We start from the raw sequence: 17,271 nt of genomic DNA on the forward strand, positions 1-17,271 counted from the left end.
GGTTAGCCCAAGTCGTCATCGGTGCGAGCGCCGAACACGATCTCGTCCCAGCTCGGCATGGATGCCCGGCCGCGTTTAGGTGTCGTACGAGTGTGGTTCGTGCGTTCCTGGGCGCGGGCAGCCTGGTTGGCCCAGGCATTGCCGGTCGGCTCAGGAGTGGTGGATGGCGCCGCAGCGGCCTCATCGGTGACCGTGGCGGCGGTCGGAGTCGCCGGCCGGGGCCGGGGCCGTTCGGTGGAAACCGGCACCGAAGCGGATGCCACCGGCTTGGCTGCAGACGCATCCCCGCTCGACGCCGCTTCGCGTTCACCGCGTCGTCGACGCAAAGATTCCAAGAGGTCGGCGGTTTCGCTCATGTTCGAGGCCGGCTCTGCAGCACGCTTGATCGCCGCCTTCGACACCGCATCGTCCCGGCTCAGCGAGCGCGAGTACGGGACGGCTTCGAGGTTGGGGCTGGTGTCGTTCAGAATCTCGTCGGCGAGGGATTCCTTGAAGTTGAAGGCGTTACTGTCGAAACGCGATACGTCGGCGGCGCTCGTCTCGGAGCCGACGGCACGCAGGCGCGGGATCAACAAACCCTTGAGCTCCCCCTGCTGGGACAGCGCGATGGCTTCGCTACCAACCGGAGACAAAGCATTCTTCTTCGGTTCGAAAGCCCACCGAGCGTCATGGTCGATCTCGTCGGCGGTGAACGATAATTTGACGATCCAGCCGCCACCGGGTTCTTTCCAGCTCGCCCAGCGCTCACCGGTGGCCCCGAGGGAGGCGAGCCGTTCGCGAATGACACTGCCGAAGTTGACGTTCTCGTCGATCGGATCCGGGTCGATGGCGGTATGCACCGGAACGCTCAACGCCGACGAGACGATGTACTCCCGCTCGGCGACGACCGGGCCCTCGAAGCGGCGTACGTAGTCGAGTGATGCCCCCGTGACCGCAGCGACGTCCTCGGCGGACATTCCAGAGCGAATGTGCGCCTGAACTTCCCGCGGGGACAGCTTGGGAGCGTTGACGCGCTCCGTCTGGGTTTGGCGAAGCCGGGATTGAAGAACTTCGTCGATGGCGATGCGATATCGGTCGCCATCCTCGGACGCTGCGAGCAGCGCACCGTTCTCAACTCCAATAACCTTCAATTCCTGCATGAAGACAAGCCCTCTCGCGATTACCGTTGGCTGCAAGACTGCCACGAGTTGGTGCCTTTTCGCGGGAATACGCCGGGCGTGCCGCAAGTTGTTTCTTCGTGTCCGAATAAAAAGGTTGGCGGACGGTTTGCTATTCCGTCTGGATTGTTGGAAACTGTGGCCGCCGATTTCGTTTTTCGGCGTAACTGAAATGGATGGGCATGGCAACCGATTACGACGCACCCCGAAAGACTGAAGACGACTCTGAGTCGATCGAGGCTCTCAAGGAACGTGTGCCAGACAAGATGTCCGGCAGCGTTGATGTCGACGACTCCGACAACCCTGGGGGGTTTGACCTTCCGGGCGCTGACCTGTCCGACCTGGACCTCGATGTCGTCGTTCTGCCCGCGCAGGCCGACGAGTTCACCTGCGTGAATTGTTTCCTTGTGAAGCACCGCTCGCAGATGGGCCACGAGACCAAGCTCGGCACCGTCTGCTTGGAGTGCGACTCTTAAACCTTCGCTTTATTCCACGTTGGCCGTTCGCGATTCATTGATCGCGGCGGCCAATTGTGTTGGGTGGCGGCTGGAGATGATCCAATACGGTGCTGGGTCGGTCGCATCGACGATGGGCACGCGCACAACCGGGTCGATCCAGCCGCGAATGAGCAGCCAGGCTCGGGCGTCCAGTCGGGTTCCGCGCTCCTGGGTCGCTTCGGTCTTTTCATATGCCGTTGCTTCGCCGAGCAGCCCGGTGGAGATCGTGGCGGGTCCGGCGGTCAGTACGCCGTTCTGAACGCGTACGACCGGCGCGGCCAGCACGAGCAGCAGCACGCATCCGCCGTACAAAACAGCAGCTGTGACGATACCCGCAAACAGGGAAATCGGCACGAGCACGAGAATGCTCGCCGGTATCACCAGTGCGGTGACAAGGAAGGCCCAGGCGTTGGGCCACAGTTTTTCGCGGTATTCAGGCATGGCTCTATTCGATCAGATATCTGCACTACCCTCGACACGTGGCAGAAAGCGTCGAAGTACTGATCCAGGCATCCAACCTCCCAATCTACGCACACCCCGGTGATGCCGGGGCTGACCTGCATGCTGCCGAGGCTGTCGTGCTCGGCCCGGGAACCCGTGCACTTGTCGGTACCGGCGTGTCGATCGCCCTTCCCGATGGCTTTGCGGCTTTCGTCGTTCCTCGCAGCGGCCTTGCGGTCAAACATGGCATCACGATCGTGAACTCGCCCGGAACAGTCGATGCCGGCTACCGCGGTGAAATCAAGGTGGCGTTGCTGAACACCGATCCGAATGAGTCGTTCACGATCGCGATCGGCGATCGCATCGCCCAAATCATCGTGATGCCTGTCGTTCGTGCCACATTCATGGCCGTCGACAAACTGCCCGGCAGCCAGCGTGGCGAGAGCGGTTTTGGCTCGACCGGAGTTTTGCCCCGCGCGGCAACCAGCACTTCCAACAGCGCGCCAGTATCGGGCCCCACGGTCCCGCAGTCAGGAGACAACCGGTGAGTGACCTCACGAACTCTGGGGAGATCCCCGAATCGATGCCGAAGTCGGCACCCGAAGACCGCGAAACCGAGGGCCCGCTCGACGAATCAGAGGCCAACCCGGTGCGTCCGTACGTGGACCTCGGCGGGATCAAAATCCTTCCGCGGGAGGGTCTGCACCTGCGCCTCGAAATCGAAGAGGGCAGTAAGCGAGTGGTAGCCATCGGTCTTGACTTCGCCGGGTCGACTTTGCAGGTACAGCCGTTCGCCGCACCGCGCTCGAGCGGCCTATGGCATGAAATTCGAGAGCAGATCGCCGACCAGATCGGCAAGCAGGGTGGAACCACGACTCCGCGAGAGGGCCCCTTCGGCCCCGAACTCGTCGCCGAGATCCCCGTTGCGGCCGGACAGCAAGCCGGCGGTGTCACCCGCCTCGCGCGCTTCATCGGTGTCGACGGTCCGCGCTGGTTCCTGCGGGGCGTCATCGCGGGCGAGGGCGCAATAGACCCCGATGCTGCCACGCAGATCGAAGACCTGTTCCGCAGCATCGTCGTCGTGCGCGGGTCCACACCGATGCCGCCGCGCGATCTGATTCCGCTGCGTATGCCGGCCACCCCCGCCGGCGCGTCCGAAACCACCGCAGTCTAAACAGGCGATGAGCGACACCCCCAAAGAGCAGCCCGAGCAGCCCGGTCAGCCCGAGCAGTTCGGTGAACCGCGCGGCGAGCCGAAAGACGCATTGCCTCCGACAACCTCCGGACTGTTTGCTGAGTCGATGGCCGGCGCAGCGCGGCGCGCCGGGTTCGGCGCGGCAACCGAGGGAAAGCCGATCAGTGGCCAGGCGCTGCTGGCGGCCATGGGCGGCATTCGCGGCCTGATTGAAGCTGTCCTGCCGGGCCTGGTCTTCCTGATCACCTACTCGCTCACCATCGATCCCTCCACTGATGTGACGAGCGACCCGATCGGAACCCTGCTGCCCTCGCTCGTGGCGCCGCTCGTGATCGGCGTGATCTTCGTCGCCCTGCGGGCGATCACCAGGCAGACCACGACGCCCGCACTCGGCGGCCTGGTCGGAACGGCGATCAGCGTCGCGCTGGCACTGTTCTCAGGCAAACCGTCCGACTTCTTTCTGGTCGGCCTGTGGACCAACGCCGGTTACGGAGCTGCCCTGCTGGTCTCCGTACTCGTGCGCTGGCCGCTCATCGGCGTGGCCGTCGGTTTTCTCATGGGCGACGGTGTGGCTTGGCGCCTCGACGCGTCGAAGCGCCGGGTGCTGACCATCCTCACCCTGTGTTGGACCGGTCTCTTTCTGGCACGTCTGGCCGTGCAGCTGCCGCTCTACCTGGCTGACAACGTCGAATTGCTCGCCACGATGAAACTCCTCATGGGCATCCCGCTGTATGCGCCGCTCCTGATCGTTTCGTGGCTCATGGTGCGCTCGGTCTATCGCAAAGCGGATGCCGCTGACGCGGTGTGAATGACGACTCGGAGACCCGCTCTCCCTGCTAGAGTTATCTCGACGTCAAGATAGTTGTTCGGCGAGGAGTCGCCGGGTAACTCGATGGAAAAAGGCAGCCCCCGGCATCCGCTGGTTAGGCTTGCCTTGCTGGCACGAGGCTGTGCCTGCCAGAAGAATTGAGGATTGCCGCCGGTCTCCCGTCGGCTCCCACAACGGAGAGGGCATTGTGTCGGAATCAACAAATACCGCGGTAAACAGCTTCGGAGCCAAAGACACCCTGCGCGTCGGATCGACGGAATATGAAGTCTTTCGTCTGGACGCGGTCGACGGCTACGAGAAGCTGCCATACAGCCTGAAGGTGCTGCTCGAGAACCTCCTCCGCACCGAGGATGGCGCCAACATCACCGCCGAGCACATTCGCGCTCTCGGCGCGTGGGTACCAACCGCTGAGCCCGACACCGAGATCCAGTACACGCCGGCTCGCGTCGTGATGCAGGACTTCACCGGTGTTCCCTGCATCGTCGACCTCGCCACCATGCGCGAAGCCCTCGTCGAACTCGGCGGCGACGCCAAAAAGATCAACCCGCTCGCCCCGACCGAAATGGTCATTGACCACTCCGTCGTGGCCGACCTGTTCGGCACGACCGACTCGTTCGAACGCAACGTGGAAATCGAGTACGAACGTAATGGTGAGCGCTACCAGTTCCTCCGCTGGGGCCAGACCGCGTTTGACGACTTCAAGGTCGTTCCGCCGGGAACCGGCATCGTGCACCAGGTCAACATCGAATATCTCGCGCGCGTCACCATGACGCGAGAGGTCAACGGCGTTCTGCAGGCCTATCCCGACACGTGTGTCGGCACCGACTCGCACACGACCATGGTCAACGGCCTCGGCGTGCTCGGCTGGGGCGTCGGCGGAATCGAAGCCGAAGCAGCCATGCTCGGCCAGTCGGTCTCCATGCTCATTCCGAAGGTTGTCGGCTTCAAGCTCTCCGGAATCATCCCGGCCGGCGTCACCGCAACGGATGTCGTGCTCACCATCACCCAGATGCTGCGGAAGCACGGCGTCGTCGGCAAATTCGTCGAGTTCTACGGATCGGGCGTGGCCTCTGTCCCGCTCGCCAACCGCGCCACCATCGGCAACATGAGCCCCGAGTTCGGCTCGACGGCCGCCATGTTCCCGATCGACGACGTCACGCTCGGCTACCTGCGCCTCACCGGCCGCAGCGAGGAGCAGGTCGCGCTGGTCGAGGCCTACTCCAAGCTGCAAGGACTCTGGCACAACCCCGACCAGGAGCCGGTCTTCAGCGAGTACCTCGAGCTCGACCTCTCCACGGTCGTTCCCTCGATCGCCGGACCGAAGCGCCCGCAGGACCGCATCGTCCTCTCCGAGGCCAAGACCCAGTTCGAGCGCGACCTGGACAACTACGCCAATGCGCCCGTATCCCTCGTGGACGCGGCAATAGAGGGCACTTTTCCGGCCTCAGACCCGATCGGCCTCACTCCGCAAGACGAAGAGACCGCGCACAACCACGCGTTCGAGAGCGGCCTGGCCCGCCACACCAGCCACCCGACGCAGTCGCACCCACAGCCGACCGACGTCACCCTCGCCGACGGCCGTGAGTTCACGATCGACAACGGTTCCGTTGCGATCGCGGCCATCACTTCCTGTACCAACACGTCGAACCCGAGCGTTATGCTTGCGGCCGGCCTGCTGGCCCGCAACGCGAGCCTCAAGGGCCTCAAGAGCAAGCCGTGGGTCAAGACCACGCTCGCTCCCGGCTCCAAGGTCGTCACCGAGTACTACGCGAAGGCCGGCTTGAACGGCTACCTCGAAGACCTCGGCTTCTATCTCGTCGGCTATGGCTGCACCACCTGCATCGGTAACTCCGGCCCGCTCGAAGATGAAATCTCCACCGCAGTGCAGGAGAACGACCTCGCCGTTACCGCCGTGCTCTCGGGTAACCGCAACTTCGAGGGACGCATCAACCCCGACGTGAAGATGAACTACCTGGCCAGCCCGCCGCTCGTCATTGCCTACGCTCTGGCTGGAACGATGAACTTCAACTTCGACACCGACTCGCTCGGCACTGACCAAGAGGGCAACAACGTGTTCCTCAAGGACATCTGGCCTGATGCCGACGAGGTGCAGAAGACCATCGACGAGTCGATCGACTCGAACATGTTCGAGACCCAGTATGCCGGGGTCTTTGACGGCGACGAGCGCTGGCAGTCGCTCGAAACTCCCGTCGGCGACACCTTCGCCTGGGACGCTGAGTCCACCTACGTGCGGAAGCCTCCGTACTTCGACGGAATGACCCTGGAAACCAGCCCGGTCGTCGACATCTCCGGTGCTCGCGTACTCGCCAAGCTCGGCGACTCCGTCACCACCGATCACATCAGCCCCGCCGGTTCCATCAAGGCAGACGGCCCCGCCGGCCGCTACCTGGCCGAGCACGGCATCGAACGTGGCGACTACAACTCCTACGGCTCGCGCCGGGGTAACCACGAGGTCATGATTCGTGGAACGTTCGCGAACATTCGCCTGCGCAACCAGCTCCTCGACAACGTCGAGGGTGGCTTCACCCGCGACTTCACTGTCGCCGGAGGACCGAAGGCCGACATCTACGATGCCAGCCAGAACTACCAGGCCGCTAAAACCCCGCTCGTCATCTTCGGCGGCAAGGAGTACGGCTCGGGTTCCAGCCGCGACTGGGCAGCCAAGGGCACGAGCCTTCTCGGCGTCAAGGCCGTCATCGTGGAGAGCTTCGAGCGCATTCACCGCTCGAACCTCATCGGCATGGGTGTTGTGCCGCTGCAGTTCCCGGCGGGTCAGAGCGCCGATTCGCTCGGCCTCGATGGTACCGAGATCGTCTCCGTCGCGGGTATCACCGAGCTGAACAACGGCACGACCCCGAAGACCGTGCACGTGACCTGCGCTCCGAGTGAATTCTCGGCAGCAGGCAAGGCTCCGGTCGAGTTCGACGCCATCGTGCGCATCGATACGCCGGGCGAGGCCGAATATTACCGTAACGGCGGCATCCTGCAGTACGTGCTGCGCTCGCTCGTCTAAGCCAGTAAGCGGGGTGGAAGCGCCTCGCTCTACCAACACGACACCGGCGCGTAGACTCGATTCATTCGGGTCTGGGCGCCGGTTTGTGTCAGTGCCGGTTCAACCAATTCAACAGATTCGTGAACAAACGACGTGAAAGGTGTGACGGATGATCCTTCTGGAGACAATTCATGGTCCCCGGGACCTCGATGGTCTCTCGAAAGAGCAGCTGCCCCAGCTGGCCAGTGAGATCCGTTCCTTTCTCGTGCGGGAGGTTTCCAAGACCGGTGGGCATCTGGGTCCCAACCTCGGCGTCGTTGAGCTGACCATTGCCATTCACCGGGTCTTCCATTCGCCGATCGACCCCATTGTCTTCGACACCGGTCACCAGTCCTACGTGCACAAGCTGCTTACCGGGCGCCAGGACTTCAGCAAGCTGCGCCGGCTCGACGGGCTTGCCGGCTACCCACAGCGATCCGAGTCCGAGCACGACATCGTCGAGAGTTCACACGCGTCGAGCTCACTGTCCTGGGCCGACGGCATCTCTCGCGCCTTTGAAATCACTGGCCAGACTGACCGACACGTCGTCGCCGTCGTCGGCGACGGGGCACTGACCGGGGGAATGACCTGGGAAGCGCTCAATAACATCAGCGACGACAATACCCGCAAGCTCATCATCGTGGTCAACGACAACGGGCGATCCTACGCACCGACCATCGGCGGCATGGCGCGTTTCCTCAACACCATCCGCACGCGGGCCAGCTATCGGGATGCCTACCTCACCAGCAAAGACGTGTTCGATCGCCTGGGCGCTCCCGGACGCGCCGTCTGGCGCGGCGTGCGCGGTGGCATGCACGGTTTCCTCGCCCGGGTCACCAACAATGAAGCCCTGTACTCCAACCTCGACATCAAATACATCGGTCCCATCGACGGGCACGACGTTCACGCGATGGAAGAGGCCCTCACCCAGGCCAAGGGTTACGGGGCACCGGTCATCGTGCACGCCATCACGCAAAAAGGCAGGGGCTACGACCCGGCCGTCAAGGACATCGCCGACCAGTTCCACGCGGTCGGGCAGATCGACCCGGAAACCGGCGAATCCGTCGAAGAATCCGGTGCAGCATCCTGGACCTCGGTCTTCGCCGACGAACTATTGCAATTAGCGATCGGCAACGAGCGCATCGTGGGCATCACCGCTGCCATGCTGCGTCCGATCGGCCTGCACAAGATGGCCGAGCGTTTCCCTTCCCGCGTGCACGACGTGGGAATCGCCGAACAACACGCGGTGACCAGCGCGGCCGGCCTGGCCTACGGTGGTCTGCACCCCGTCGTCGCGCTCTATGCAACGTTCATCAACCGCGCCTTCGACCAGGTACTGATGGACGTTGCCCTGCATAAAGCCGGGGTCACCTTCGTTCTCGACCGCGCCGGGGTAACCGGGCCGGACGGCCCCAGCCACCACGGCATGTGGGACCTTGCTATTTTGCAAGTCGTTCCCAATATTCGCCTGGCGGCGCCGCGCGATTCTGTTCGGCTGCGCGAAGAACTGGCTGAGGCCGTTGTCGTCGACGACGGACCGACGGTCCTGCGCTATCCCAAGGGCACCGTCGGGGTCGAGTTCGATGCCATTCGCCGCCTCTACGACGGTGTTGACGTGCTCCAGGAATCCACCCAGCTTGACGTCCTCATTGTGACGGTCGGCCCCATGGCGGCGATGGGGCTCGACGTAGCTGACCGCCTCGCCGCCCAGGGCATCGGTGCAACCGTCGTCGACCCACGCTGGGTCGTGCCCGTGCCGCGAAGCATCATCGGCCTCGCGGCCGCGCACCGTATCGTCGTCACGATCGAAGACGGCATTCGCGTGGGTGGCATCGGCACGCGGATCCGTCAGGACCTCCGGGAGGCGGGCGTCGACACGGCGGTGACCGAACTCGGCTTGCCCGATCAGTTCCTCGATCACGGTACCCGTGCCCAGATTCTCGAGCGGGTCGGGTTGACCCCGCAGGTGATCGCCCGGGACGTGGTCGCGATGGTGCTCGGCAGCAAGATTCCCAACGCGCGGCCGCTGCCTGCCGATTACACCGACACCGGTGCCATCCAGGTAACCCGCCGCGACTAGCCCCCTCCGCTGTCCCGCACTCTCCCCTTCGGTCCTGTCCCGAATACGAACGGGGCCCGGGCCCCGTCCGCGGGCCCAGTTTAGAAACTGGGCCCGCGTTCACAAGGTGGGCCCGGTTACCAGGCCGCCCGGAGGCCCGGTTAGCCGAGGGTGACCGCGGGCACGGATGCAGCGATACCGCGGATCGGCGGCGTGTGGAAAGTACCGCCGAACACTCGCTCACTCGCGCCGACGCGATCGAGGTACGGGGTGATGCCGCCCATCTGGAACGGCCAGCCGGCTCCGAGGATCATGCACAGGTCGATGTCCTCGGCCGCGTGCACGACGTCTGTGTCCAGCATTCGCTTGATCTCGTCGACCAGGCCGTCTTCAACCCGCTGCAGAATCTGCTCGGCCGTCATCGGTGTGGCGCCGCCGGCGACGATCTTCAGTGCGCCCTTGTCGAAGCCCGTGCGACGTCCCTTGCCGTCGCGTTCGAGAATCTTGCCGTGCTCGGCGAGCCTGTGCAGGTTGTCACTCTCGAAGAAGCGATCGGGGAACGCCGCGTGGTGCGTGTCGAGCACGTGAGCGCCCACGGTGAGACCGACGAGCTCGAGCAACTCGAACGGGGTCATCGGCAGTCCGAATGGCGCTACAGCGGCTTCCACGACCTCGAACGGCGTACCGGTATCCACGGCGTGCATGGCTTCGCCGAGCAGCTTGGCGAGTACGCGGTTGACCACGAAACCGGGGGTGTCCCGGGTGATCACGGCGTTTTTTCGCAGCTTGCCGGCGATGACCATCGCGGTGGCGAGCGTCACTTCGTTGGTCTGCGGCGTGTTCACCACCTCGATGAGTGGCATCACGGCAACCGGATTGAAGAAGTGGAACCCGACCAGGCGCTCCGGGTGCGCGAGCTTCGCCCCGATCTGTTCGACCGAGAGCGACGAGGTATTAGTGGCCAGAATCGCGTCGGGCGAGATGACCTTTTCGATCTCGGCGAACACCGACTGCTTGACACCCAGTTCTTCGAAGACAGCCTCGATCACCCAGTCGGCGTCGGAGAACGACGATTTGTCGGTCGTGCCGGTAACGAGCGCGCGCAGGCGATTTGCCTCGTCGGGGGAGATGCGGTTCTTGGCCTGGAGCGCGGCGATTTCGTCGTGGATGTACGCCACCCCCTTATCGACGCGGGCCTGGTCAAGGTCGGTGATGATAACGGGCACCTTGAGGCGCCGCACGAACAGCAGCGCGAACTGGCTGGCCATAAGGCCAGCGCCGATCACGCCGACCTTGGTGATCGGTCGGGCCAGTTTCTTGTCCGGTGCTCCGGCCGGCCGCTTGGCGCGCTTCTGAACGAGGTTGAAGGCGTAGATACTCGCCTGCAGCTGATCGCCGGCGATGAGGCCGGCCAGTGCGTCATCCTCGCGCTGAAAACCCTCGGCGCGGCTGCCGCTCTTAGCCGCCTGCAGCAGGTCGAGTGCCACATACGGTGACTGGGCGACCTCGCCGATGCGGTTGACGAGCATCTTGCGGGCGATGCCGACGGCCACGTCCCACTTGACGAGGCGCTCGATCTTGCCGGGCGCATTGGGCCGCGACACCTTCTCGCTGCCCGCGATGACGCCGTCGGCCCAATTGATGGAGTCTTCGAGGAACCGCGCCGACGTGAACATGACGTCCGCGATACCGAGCGCGAGGGCATCCGCTCCACTGAGGGTGCGGTTGTTCTTGAGGGGGTTCTCGATGACGACCTTCAAGGCATTCTCGATGCCGATCAGGTTGGGCAGCAGATACGAGCCGCCCCAGCCGGGGATCAGACCGAGAAAAACCTCGGGGAGCGCAATCGCGGGTACGGACGCGTCCACGGTGCGGTATCCGGCATTCAGCCCGATTTCGAGCCCACCGCCGAGCGCGAGCCCATTGATGAACACGAACGACGGTACGCCGAGCGTGTCGAGCTTGCCGAGGGCGTGGTGGCCGAGCTGGCTGAGTAGCTTGCCGGTCTCGAGCGAGGGAATTTTCGCGACCTTGCTGAGGTCGGCGCCGGCGGCGAGAATGAACGGCTTGCCCGTGACGGCGACACCGTGAATCTCGCCGCGCCCAGCACGAGCGGTGAGTTCGTCCATGGTGGCGGCGAACTCCAGCAGGGTGACCGGGCCGAGCGTATTCGGCCGGGTGTGGTCGCGCCCATTGTCAAGGGTGACCAGCGCGAGCGTACGGCCAGCGGTGAGCGGCACATCGCGCACAAAGGAGTGCGTCACGACCTCGTCACCGGAGATCGCGACGAGCGAACTGAAGTCGAGGGAATTGTAATCAGTGGTCGTCATCGTTTGGCTGCCTTCTTGTTGAAGTGCGGGTTTTCCCAAATCACGGAGCCGCCCTGGCCGAGGCCGACGCACATTGCGGTCAGGCCATAGCGCACCTCGGGGTGCGATTCGAACTGGTGGGCGAGCTGGTTCATCAGTCGAACGCCGGAAGATGCGAGCGGATGCCCCAGCGCGATCGCCCCGCCGTACTCGTTCACGCGGGGATCTTCGTCGTCGATGCCGAAGTGGTCGAGAAAGGAGATGACCTGTACGGCAAAGGCTTCGTTGAGTTCGAACAAACCGATGTCGGTGATCGACAGGCCGGCTTTGCGCAGTGCTTTCTCGGTGGAGGGCACCGGCCCCAGGCCCATGACCTCCGGTTCCACGCCGGCGAAGGCGAAGCTCATCATGGTCATCTTCACGCCGAGGCCGAGTTCCCTGGCCGTGGCACCGCTCGCCATCAGGCAAGCGGATGCGCCGTCGTTCAGCCCGGACGCGTTGCCCGCCGTGACGCGGCCATGCGACCGGAACGGCGTGCGGAGGGTTGCGAGGCCCTCGAGTGTGGTGTCCGGGCGCGGTGCTTCGTCGCGGGTCGCGAGGCCCCAGCCGGATTCGCTGCGCGTGGCAACGGGAATCAGGTCGGGCTGAATGTTTCCGGCCTCGTAGGCGGCGGCGACCTTCTGCTGGCTGCGCAGCGCGAACCGATCGGAGCGTTCCTTGGTGTACTCGGGGAACCGGTCGTGAATGCGTTCGGCGGTCGCGCCCATGTTCAGGGCGTCTTCGCTGACCAGCCGCTCGGAAAGGAATCGCGGGTTCGGGTCTGCCCCGAACCCCATCGGATGGCGGCCCATGTGCTCGACACCGCCGGCGATGGCGAGGTCGTAAGCGCCGAAACCGATGGAGGACCCCATCATGGTGACGGCGGTCATCGCTCCGGCGCACATGCGGTCAATCGCGAAACCGGGGACCGATTTCGGAAGACCGGCCAGTAGAGAGGCGGTACGCCCGAGGGTCAAACCCTGGTCGCCGGTCTGGGTCGTGGCTGCGATAGCGACATCATCGATGCGGTCGGGCGGTACACCGGGGTTTCGTTCCATCAGCCCGATAATCGCCTTGACGACGAGGTCGTCCGCTCGGGTGTTCCAGTACATACCCTTGTCGCCGGCGCGTCCGAACGGGGTTCGAACTCCATCCACAAAAACGACTTCTGCTCTCTCGGCCACAATGCCTCCCGTACGTCGAACAGATCCGAAGCGGCCTGTTAGCTCTGAACCGATCCTAGGGTGACTCAAATGGGCGTCTCGAATCGTTTGCAGGTTTCTACGACTTCAGATCCGAGATGGGATCGGCTGTTTGTGGAATCTCCACAAAAGCATCCGCTATTAATTGTGCGGTCACGTCAATTTGCCAGCGCCGGGCTCCTAAAACACTGAGTGCCTGTCCGACGGATGCCGTGTCAGCCGGTTCTGGCGGCGACCACGACACCCGACGCAGGTAGTCCGGAGTGAGCAGATTCTCGAGGGGAATCTCGAGTTCATCCGTGACAGTCTGCAGCGCAGCGCGCGCCGCCCGATAGCGCACATCGGCCTCCGGATTGCGGTCGGCCCAGGCGCGCGGCGGCGGCAGGGTGTCGCTGATCGCCTTGAGCGCTGGCAGGTCGGTCGCCGTCCGACCGCGCTCAATGGCGGCCCACCAGCGTTCGAGTTCCGTGCGACTGGCACGACCGCTGAACTCGCGCAGATCGGCCAGGGCCTGTCTCGTCGCCGGCAGCACGCGTGCGGCGGCGAGCAAGGAAGCATCGGGAACGAGGCGCCCGGGGGAGACATCGACGTCACGGGCGAAATCATCACGGGCAAGCCACAATTCGCGGGCAACGGCCAGATTGCGCTGCCCGTGCAGGGAGTGGATGCCCGCCAGTCGCCGCCAGGGATCAATGCGCGCAGCCTTGGCCTCTTTGGCCAGGGTCGCGGCGAACTCCTGGTCGGCAATGTCGGTCTTATCGGACTCGACGAGCAGGTCGACCATACGGTCGCGGAGGTCCGGCAGTAGCTCGACGTCGAGAGCGGCATACACCAGCCACGATTCGGGCAGTGGCCGGGTCGACCAGTTCGCGGCAGAATGCTCCTTGGCGAGGTGGATTCCGAGCAACTCTTCCACCACTGTGCCGAGCCCGACCCGTGGGATACCGAGCAGCCGGGCGGCGAGCTCGGTATCGAAGATGTGGGCCGGGTCGAGTCCGACCTCGCGCAGGCAGGCGAGATCCTGGCTCGCGGCATGCAAAACCCACTCGGCGTCGGCGAGCGCATCGTTCAACTCGCTGAAGTTGCCGATCGGCGGCGGGTCGAACAGAAACGTGCCGGCGCCGCGACGGTAAATTTGAATCAGGTACGCGCGTTGCGAGTAGGTGAAACCGGATGCCCGTTCCGCGTCGACCCCAACCGGCCCGTTCCCGGCGGCCAGAGCGGCCGTCGCGGCGAAGTAGGCCTCGCGAGTGTCAATGACATGGTGGTGCGATTCAGCCACGGGCTGCTCGGCGTGCTGATAACATGCTGACTCCTTCCCCAGCGGGAGGGAGTCCGGCGAGCATGCACAGCAGCTCGCCCCACCCCTCGACGTGGGCGGTGAGATTGTGATTCAGGGGCGTCCATGACGCACGCAGCTCAATCTGCGCACCATCTCCCTGTTTGGCGAGTGCGCCAAAGCCTGATGAAATTATTTTAGTCGCCGTTCCGGAGGCCGCGGTGTACTTGGCCTTGCGCGAGTCGAGGGCATCGACGAGCCACGTCCAGGTGACCTCGGCCAAGAACGGGTCGAGCCCGATCTCGACCTCAAGCGGAGCGTGCGCGAAACAGACGACGCGGAAGGCGCCATTCCAGCTTTCTGGTTCCTCCGGGTCGTACAGCAGAATGAATCGGCCGGTTCCCAGTTCGGAGTCGCTGCCGTGCCGCACCGGCCTGATATTGGCGGCCAAGGCGATCGAATACGGGGCGAGTTGTGCGGGAGCGGCAATTTCGGTGACGACCAGTTCGGCCCGGCTCGTGGCACGACGAATCGCTGTCAACGCCGCAGCAAACTCCGCGGGGAGCGATTGATCTGTTTCGGGCACGTCTGCAGACTAGAGTTTTTTCTGGGTGTTGTCCGTGAGGCACGCCGATCAGTCGGAGGTGCACGTGCACGACCCACAGCCCCCAAACAGGCGTCATGATCACGTTCTGCGTGCGATTCTCGGCGTCACCGGCATCGTCATCGCCGGCTCTGCCGTGGCCATCGTCGGTGCCGCCGGCGTACTTGCGGGGGTCATGGCGAAGACCATTGTCACACCGCCCGTAGCCCGTATCGATGACACCCGGGTTGTTGCGGTCGACCTGCTGAGCGGCACGATCACACTGCAACGCCATCGCGATTCCGTCCTTGCGGGTGACTACAGCTTCTTCTTCAGCGCGGGCACCGGGCATGCGCGCATCGGTGAGATTACCGCGCGCTCGGCCGTGACCGTCACCCGGCGCATCCTCACGGTGGACTACGGCGACCTCGCCGCTGCCCGCCGAGGGCGGTTCAGCGGTTGGCTGTACACCAGCCCCGCCGACCTTGGTTTCGCCTGGGCTGAGGTCATCATTCGAACGCCCGTGGGGCCGGCGCCCGCCTGGCTCGTTCCAGCGGATGCCGCCATCCGTTCGACAGGGTGGGTGATCCAGGTGCACGGCCGGGCCGTGCGCCGCGAGGAGGCTTTACGGGCCGTGCCGGTGTTTCACGCGGCCGGATACACCTCGTTGCTCGTCTCCTACCGAAACGACGGCGACGCTCCCGCCAGCACTGATCGCCGTTACGGCCTCGGAGACACCGAATGGCCCGACGTGGACGCCGCCATCGACTACGCCGCCGCGCACGGGGCGACGAGCATCGTGCTGATGGGTTGGTCGATGGGCGGTGCCGTGGTGTTGCAGACGATGACCCGCGGTCGACGCGCGGACCTGATCGTCGGTGTCGTGCTGGAATCGCCGGTCATCGACTGGCGAGACGTTGTTGACGCGCAGGCCACTGATCGTAAGTTGCCGAGGCTGATTGCCCGCGGCGCCGTCGTTGTGCTGGGGGCGCGCTGGGCCCGGCGCCTGACCGGGCAAGACGCCCCCATTGATTTTGCCAGGCTCGACTTTGTAGAACGCGCCGGCGACGTGCACCGTCCCGTTCTCCTGTTGCACAGCGATGACGATGGTTTCGTGCCCCCGACCGGGTCGCGTCGACTCGCCGACCGACGGCCCGACATGGTGACCTTCGTTGCTTTTAGCGAAGCCAGACACACGAAGCTATGGAACTACGACCCCGATCGGTGGAACGAACAGATCACAGCCTGGCTGGCGCAGTTGCCAACGCCTCAAGCAGCGAGTCGCTCTCGGAGCTGACGTTTGGCCCGGCCAAGCATGGCGCTCATACCGCGCAGGCGCAGCGGAGAGACAGCTTCGCTCAAGCCGATGGACTGGGGATAGTCATCGGGAACGGCGAGCACCTGCTGGGCGCTCAGGCCGTCGAGCCCCTGGGCGAGGATTGACGCGAACCCCCGCGTGGTCGGCGACTCGCGCGGAGCAGTGGCATGCAGGTGGAAGGCACCGTCGGCGTCCAGGTCGACGAAAATAAAAACCGGCGATTGGCATTCGACGACGCGCTCGAGCAGGTCGGGATGGTCCTGAAAATTTTTCGGAAGTTCCGGCAGGTCATTGGCGAACTCGAGCAGCAAGAGCAGACGGTCCTTCTGCTCGAGTGCCAGAAAGTCCTCCCGAATCTCCGCCAGCAGGTCTGCGCTCATGGGCGCGGTGCCGGCGCGGTACCCGGCGCCGTACCGACCGCGATCGGCACGGCGACGGCGTTGCCCCACTCGGTCCAGGAACCGTCGTAGTTGCGCACATTCTCGAAGCCGAGCAGGTAGGTCAGCACAAACCAGGTGTGACTCGACCGCTCACCGATGCGGCAATAGGCGATCACGTCGTCGCCGTCGGACAGGCCTGCTTTCCCGCGGTAGATGTCGTCCAGCTCGGTGCGGGTGCGAAAAGTGGAATCGGCGTCTGCGGCGAGGGCCCACGGAACAGACGCTGCCGTAGGAATGTGGCCGCCGCGCAGGGCTCCCTCCTCAGGGTAGGCGGGCATCGTCGTGCGTACGCCGCTGTACTCCTCGTCGGAGCGCACATCAATGAGCGGGTTACCGAAATGGGCGAGCACGTCGTTCTTGAAGGCGCGAATCGGGGCGTCGTTGCGCGAGACCACCGGGTATTCCGTGGGGGTGACGGAGGTCGCATCCGTTGTCATCTCGCGCGCCTCGGCGAGCCATTTCGTGCGTCCACCGTCGAGCAGGCGAACGTCGTCGTGACCGAACAGGGTGAACACCCAGAGGGCGTAGGCGGCCCACCAGTTGCTCTTGTCGCCGTAGATGACCACAGTGCTGTCGCGGGTGATGCCCTTGCTGCTCATAAGGGCGGCGAATGCGGCGCCCTCGATGTAGTCGCGGTTGACCTTGTCGTTGAGGTCTGTGTGCCAATCGATTTTCACTGAGCCGGGGATGTGTCCCACTTCGTACAGCAAGACGTCTTCGTCGGATTCGACCACGACCAGTCCGGCGTCATCGCGGTGTTCGGCCAGCCAGTCGGTGGAAACCAGCTTGGAAGGGTGGGCATAGGTGGCAAACTTCTCGGTGGGATCGAACGGGGCAGACATGTAACCTCCAGTGGGCAGCGGATGCATAC

At 64.2% G+C, this 17,271-nt stretch carries 15 protein-coding genes; 7 read left to right on the forward strand and 8 right to left on the reverse strand.

Going from position 1 to position 17,271, the window contains the following annotated elements:
• Positions 1-2: 2 nt before the first annotated feature.
• Positions 3-1,139, reverse strand: a complete 1,137-nt coding sequence (gene sepH / locus E3T38_RS09880) for a septation protein SepH (protein WP_134548080.1) — start codon at positions 1,137-1,139, stop codon at positions 3-5.
• Between the two features lie 200 nt (positions 1,140-1,339).
• Here sepH and E3T38_RS09885 point away from each other — a divergent pair, with 200 nt between their 5' ends.
• The gene (locus tag E3T38_RS09885; RefSeq protein ID WP_092112645.1) at positions 1,340-1,633 is read left to right on the forward strand and encodes a DUF4193 domain-containing protein; all 294 of its coding nucleotides are present in this window, start codon (positions 1,340-1,342) and stop codon (positions 1,631-1,633) included.
• A gap of 9 nt (positions 1,634-1,642) precedes the next feature.
• On the opposite strand, the gene E3T38_RS09890 is transcribed toward E3T38_RS09885, so the two are convergent.
• Positions 1,643-2,095: a DUF3093 domain-containing protein gene (locus E3T38_RS09890; RefSeq protein WP_134548081.1), complete on the reverse strand. Its 453-nt coding sequence runs from the start codon at positions 2,093-2,095 to the stop codon at positions 1,643-1,645.
• Positions 2,096-2,133: 38 nt separating this feature from the next.
• On the opposite strand from E3T38_RS09890, the gene dut reads away from it, so the two are divergent.
• From dut to dxs, 5 genes are all read left to right on the forward strand, one after another.
• Positions 2,134-2,643, forward strand: a complete 510-nt coding sequence (gene dut / locus E3T38_RS09895) for a dUTP diphosphatase (protein WP_134548082.1) — start codon at positions 2,134-2,136, stop codon at positions 2,641-2,643.
• Between the two features lie 35 nt (positions 2,644-2,678).
• The gene (locus tag E3T38_RS09900) at positions 2,679-3,269 is read left to right on the forward strand and encodes a DUF3710 domain-containing protein (RefSeq protein WP_104129212.1); all 591 of its coding nucleotides are present in this window, start codon (positions 2,679-2,681) and stop codon (positions 3,267-3,269) included.
• Between the two features lie 7 nt (positions 3,270-3,276).
• Positions 3,277-4,098: a DUF3159 domain-containing protein gene (locus E3T38_RS09905; protein ID WP_134548083.1), complete on the forward strand. Its 822-nt coding sequence runs from the start codon at positions 3,277-3,279 to the stop codon at positions 4,096-4,098.
• 208 nt (positions 4,099-4,306) lie between these two features.
• Entirely contained in the window at positions 4,307-7,153 is a 2,847-nt protein-coding gene (locus E3T38_RS09910; RefSeq protein WP_134548084.1) for an aconitate hydratase, read from the forward strand.
• A 148-nt stretch (positions 7,154-7,301) separates the two neighbouring features.
• Entirely contained in the window at positions 7,302-9,251 is a 1,950-nt protein-coding gene (gene dxs / locus E3T38_RS09915) for a 1-deoxy-D-xylulose-5-phosphate synthase (protein WP_134548085.1), read from the forward strand.
• A 140-nt stretch (positions 9,252-9,391) separates the two neighbouring features.
• Here dxs and E3T38_RS09920 read toward each other — a convergent pair whose 3' ends face one another.
• From E3T38_RS09920 to E3T38_RS09935, 4 genes are all read right to left on the reverse strand, one after another.
• On the reverse strand, positions 9,392-11,560 hold the full coding sequence (locus E3T38_RS09920; RefSeq protein ID WP_134548086.1) for a 3-hydroxyacyl-CoA dehydrogenase NAD-binding domain-containing protein: 2,169 nt from the start codon (positions 11,558-11,560) through the stop codon (positions 9,392-9,394).
• A complete protein-coding gene (locus E3T38_RS09925) occupies positions 11,557-12,762 on the reverse strand; it encodes a thiolase family protein (RefSeq protein WP_134548087.1) in 1,206 nt (401 codons plus the stop codon). Before E3T38_RS09925 ends, E3T38_RS09920 begins: the two co-directional genes overlap by 4 nt.
• 97 nt (positions 12,763-12,859) lie before the next feature.
• Positions 12,860-14,062 (reverse strand): HRDC domain-containing protein, encoded by a 1,203-nt coding sequence (locus E3T38_RS09930; RefSeq protein ID WP_174775229.1) that lies wholly within the window; start codon positions 14,060-14,062, stop codon positions 12,860-12,862.
• Positions 14,055-14,645, reverse strand: a complete 591-nt coding sequence (locus E3T38_RS09935; protein ID WP_104197892.1) for a DUF3000 domain-containing protein — start codon at positions 14,643-14,645, stop codon at positions 14,055-14,057. Before E3T38_RS09935 ends, E3T38_RS09930 begins: the two co-directional genes overlap by 8 nt.
• A gap of 34 nt (positions 14,646-14,679) precedes the next feature.
• On the opposite strand from E3T38_RS09935, the gene E3T38_RS09940 reads away from it, so the two are divergent.
• On the forward strand, positions 14,680-15,939 hold the full coding sequence (locus tag E3T38_RS09940; RefSeq protein ID WP_134548089.1) for a S9 family peptidase: 1,260 nt from the start codon (positions 14,680-14,682) through the stop codon (positions 15,937-15,939).
• Here E3T38_RS09940 and E3T38_RS09945 read toward each other — a convergent pair.
• Positions 15,912-16,340: a SufE family protein gene (locus E3T38_RS09945; protein ID WP_104198102.1), complete on the reverse strand. Its 429-nt coding sequence runs from the start codon at positions 16,338-16,340 to the stop codon at positions 15,912-15,914. The genes E3T38_RS09940 and E3T38_RS09945 overlap by 28 nt on opposite strands.
• Entirely contained in the window at positions 16,337-17,242 is a 906-nt protein-coding gene (locus tag E3T38_RS09950) for a sulfurtransferase (protein ID WP_104197894.1), read from the reverse strand. The genes E3T38_RS09945 and E3T38_RS09950 overlap by 4 nt, the downstream gene beginning before the upstream one ends.
• Positions 17,243-17,271 lie beyond the last annotated feature (29 nt).

This window comes from Cryobacterium sp. Hb1 (assembly GCF_004403585.1).
In the GTDB taxonomy this organism is placed as follows: Bacteria; Actinomycetota; Actinomycetes; order Actinomycetales; family Microbacteriaceae; genus Cryobacterium; species Cryobacterium lyxosi.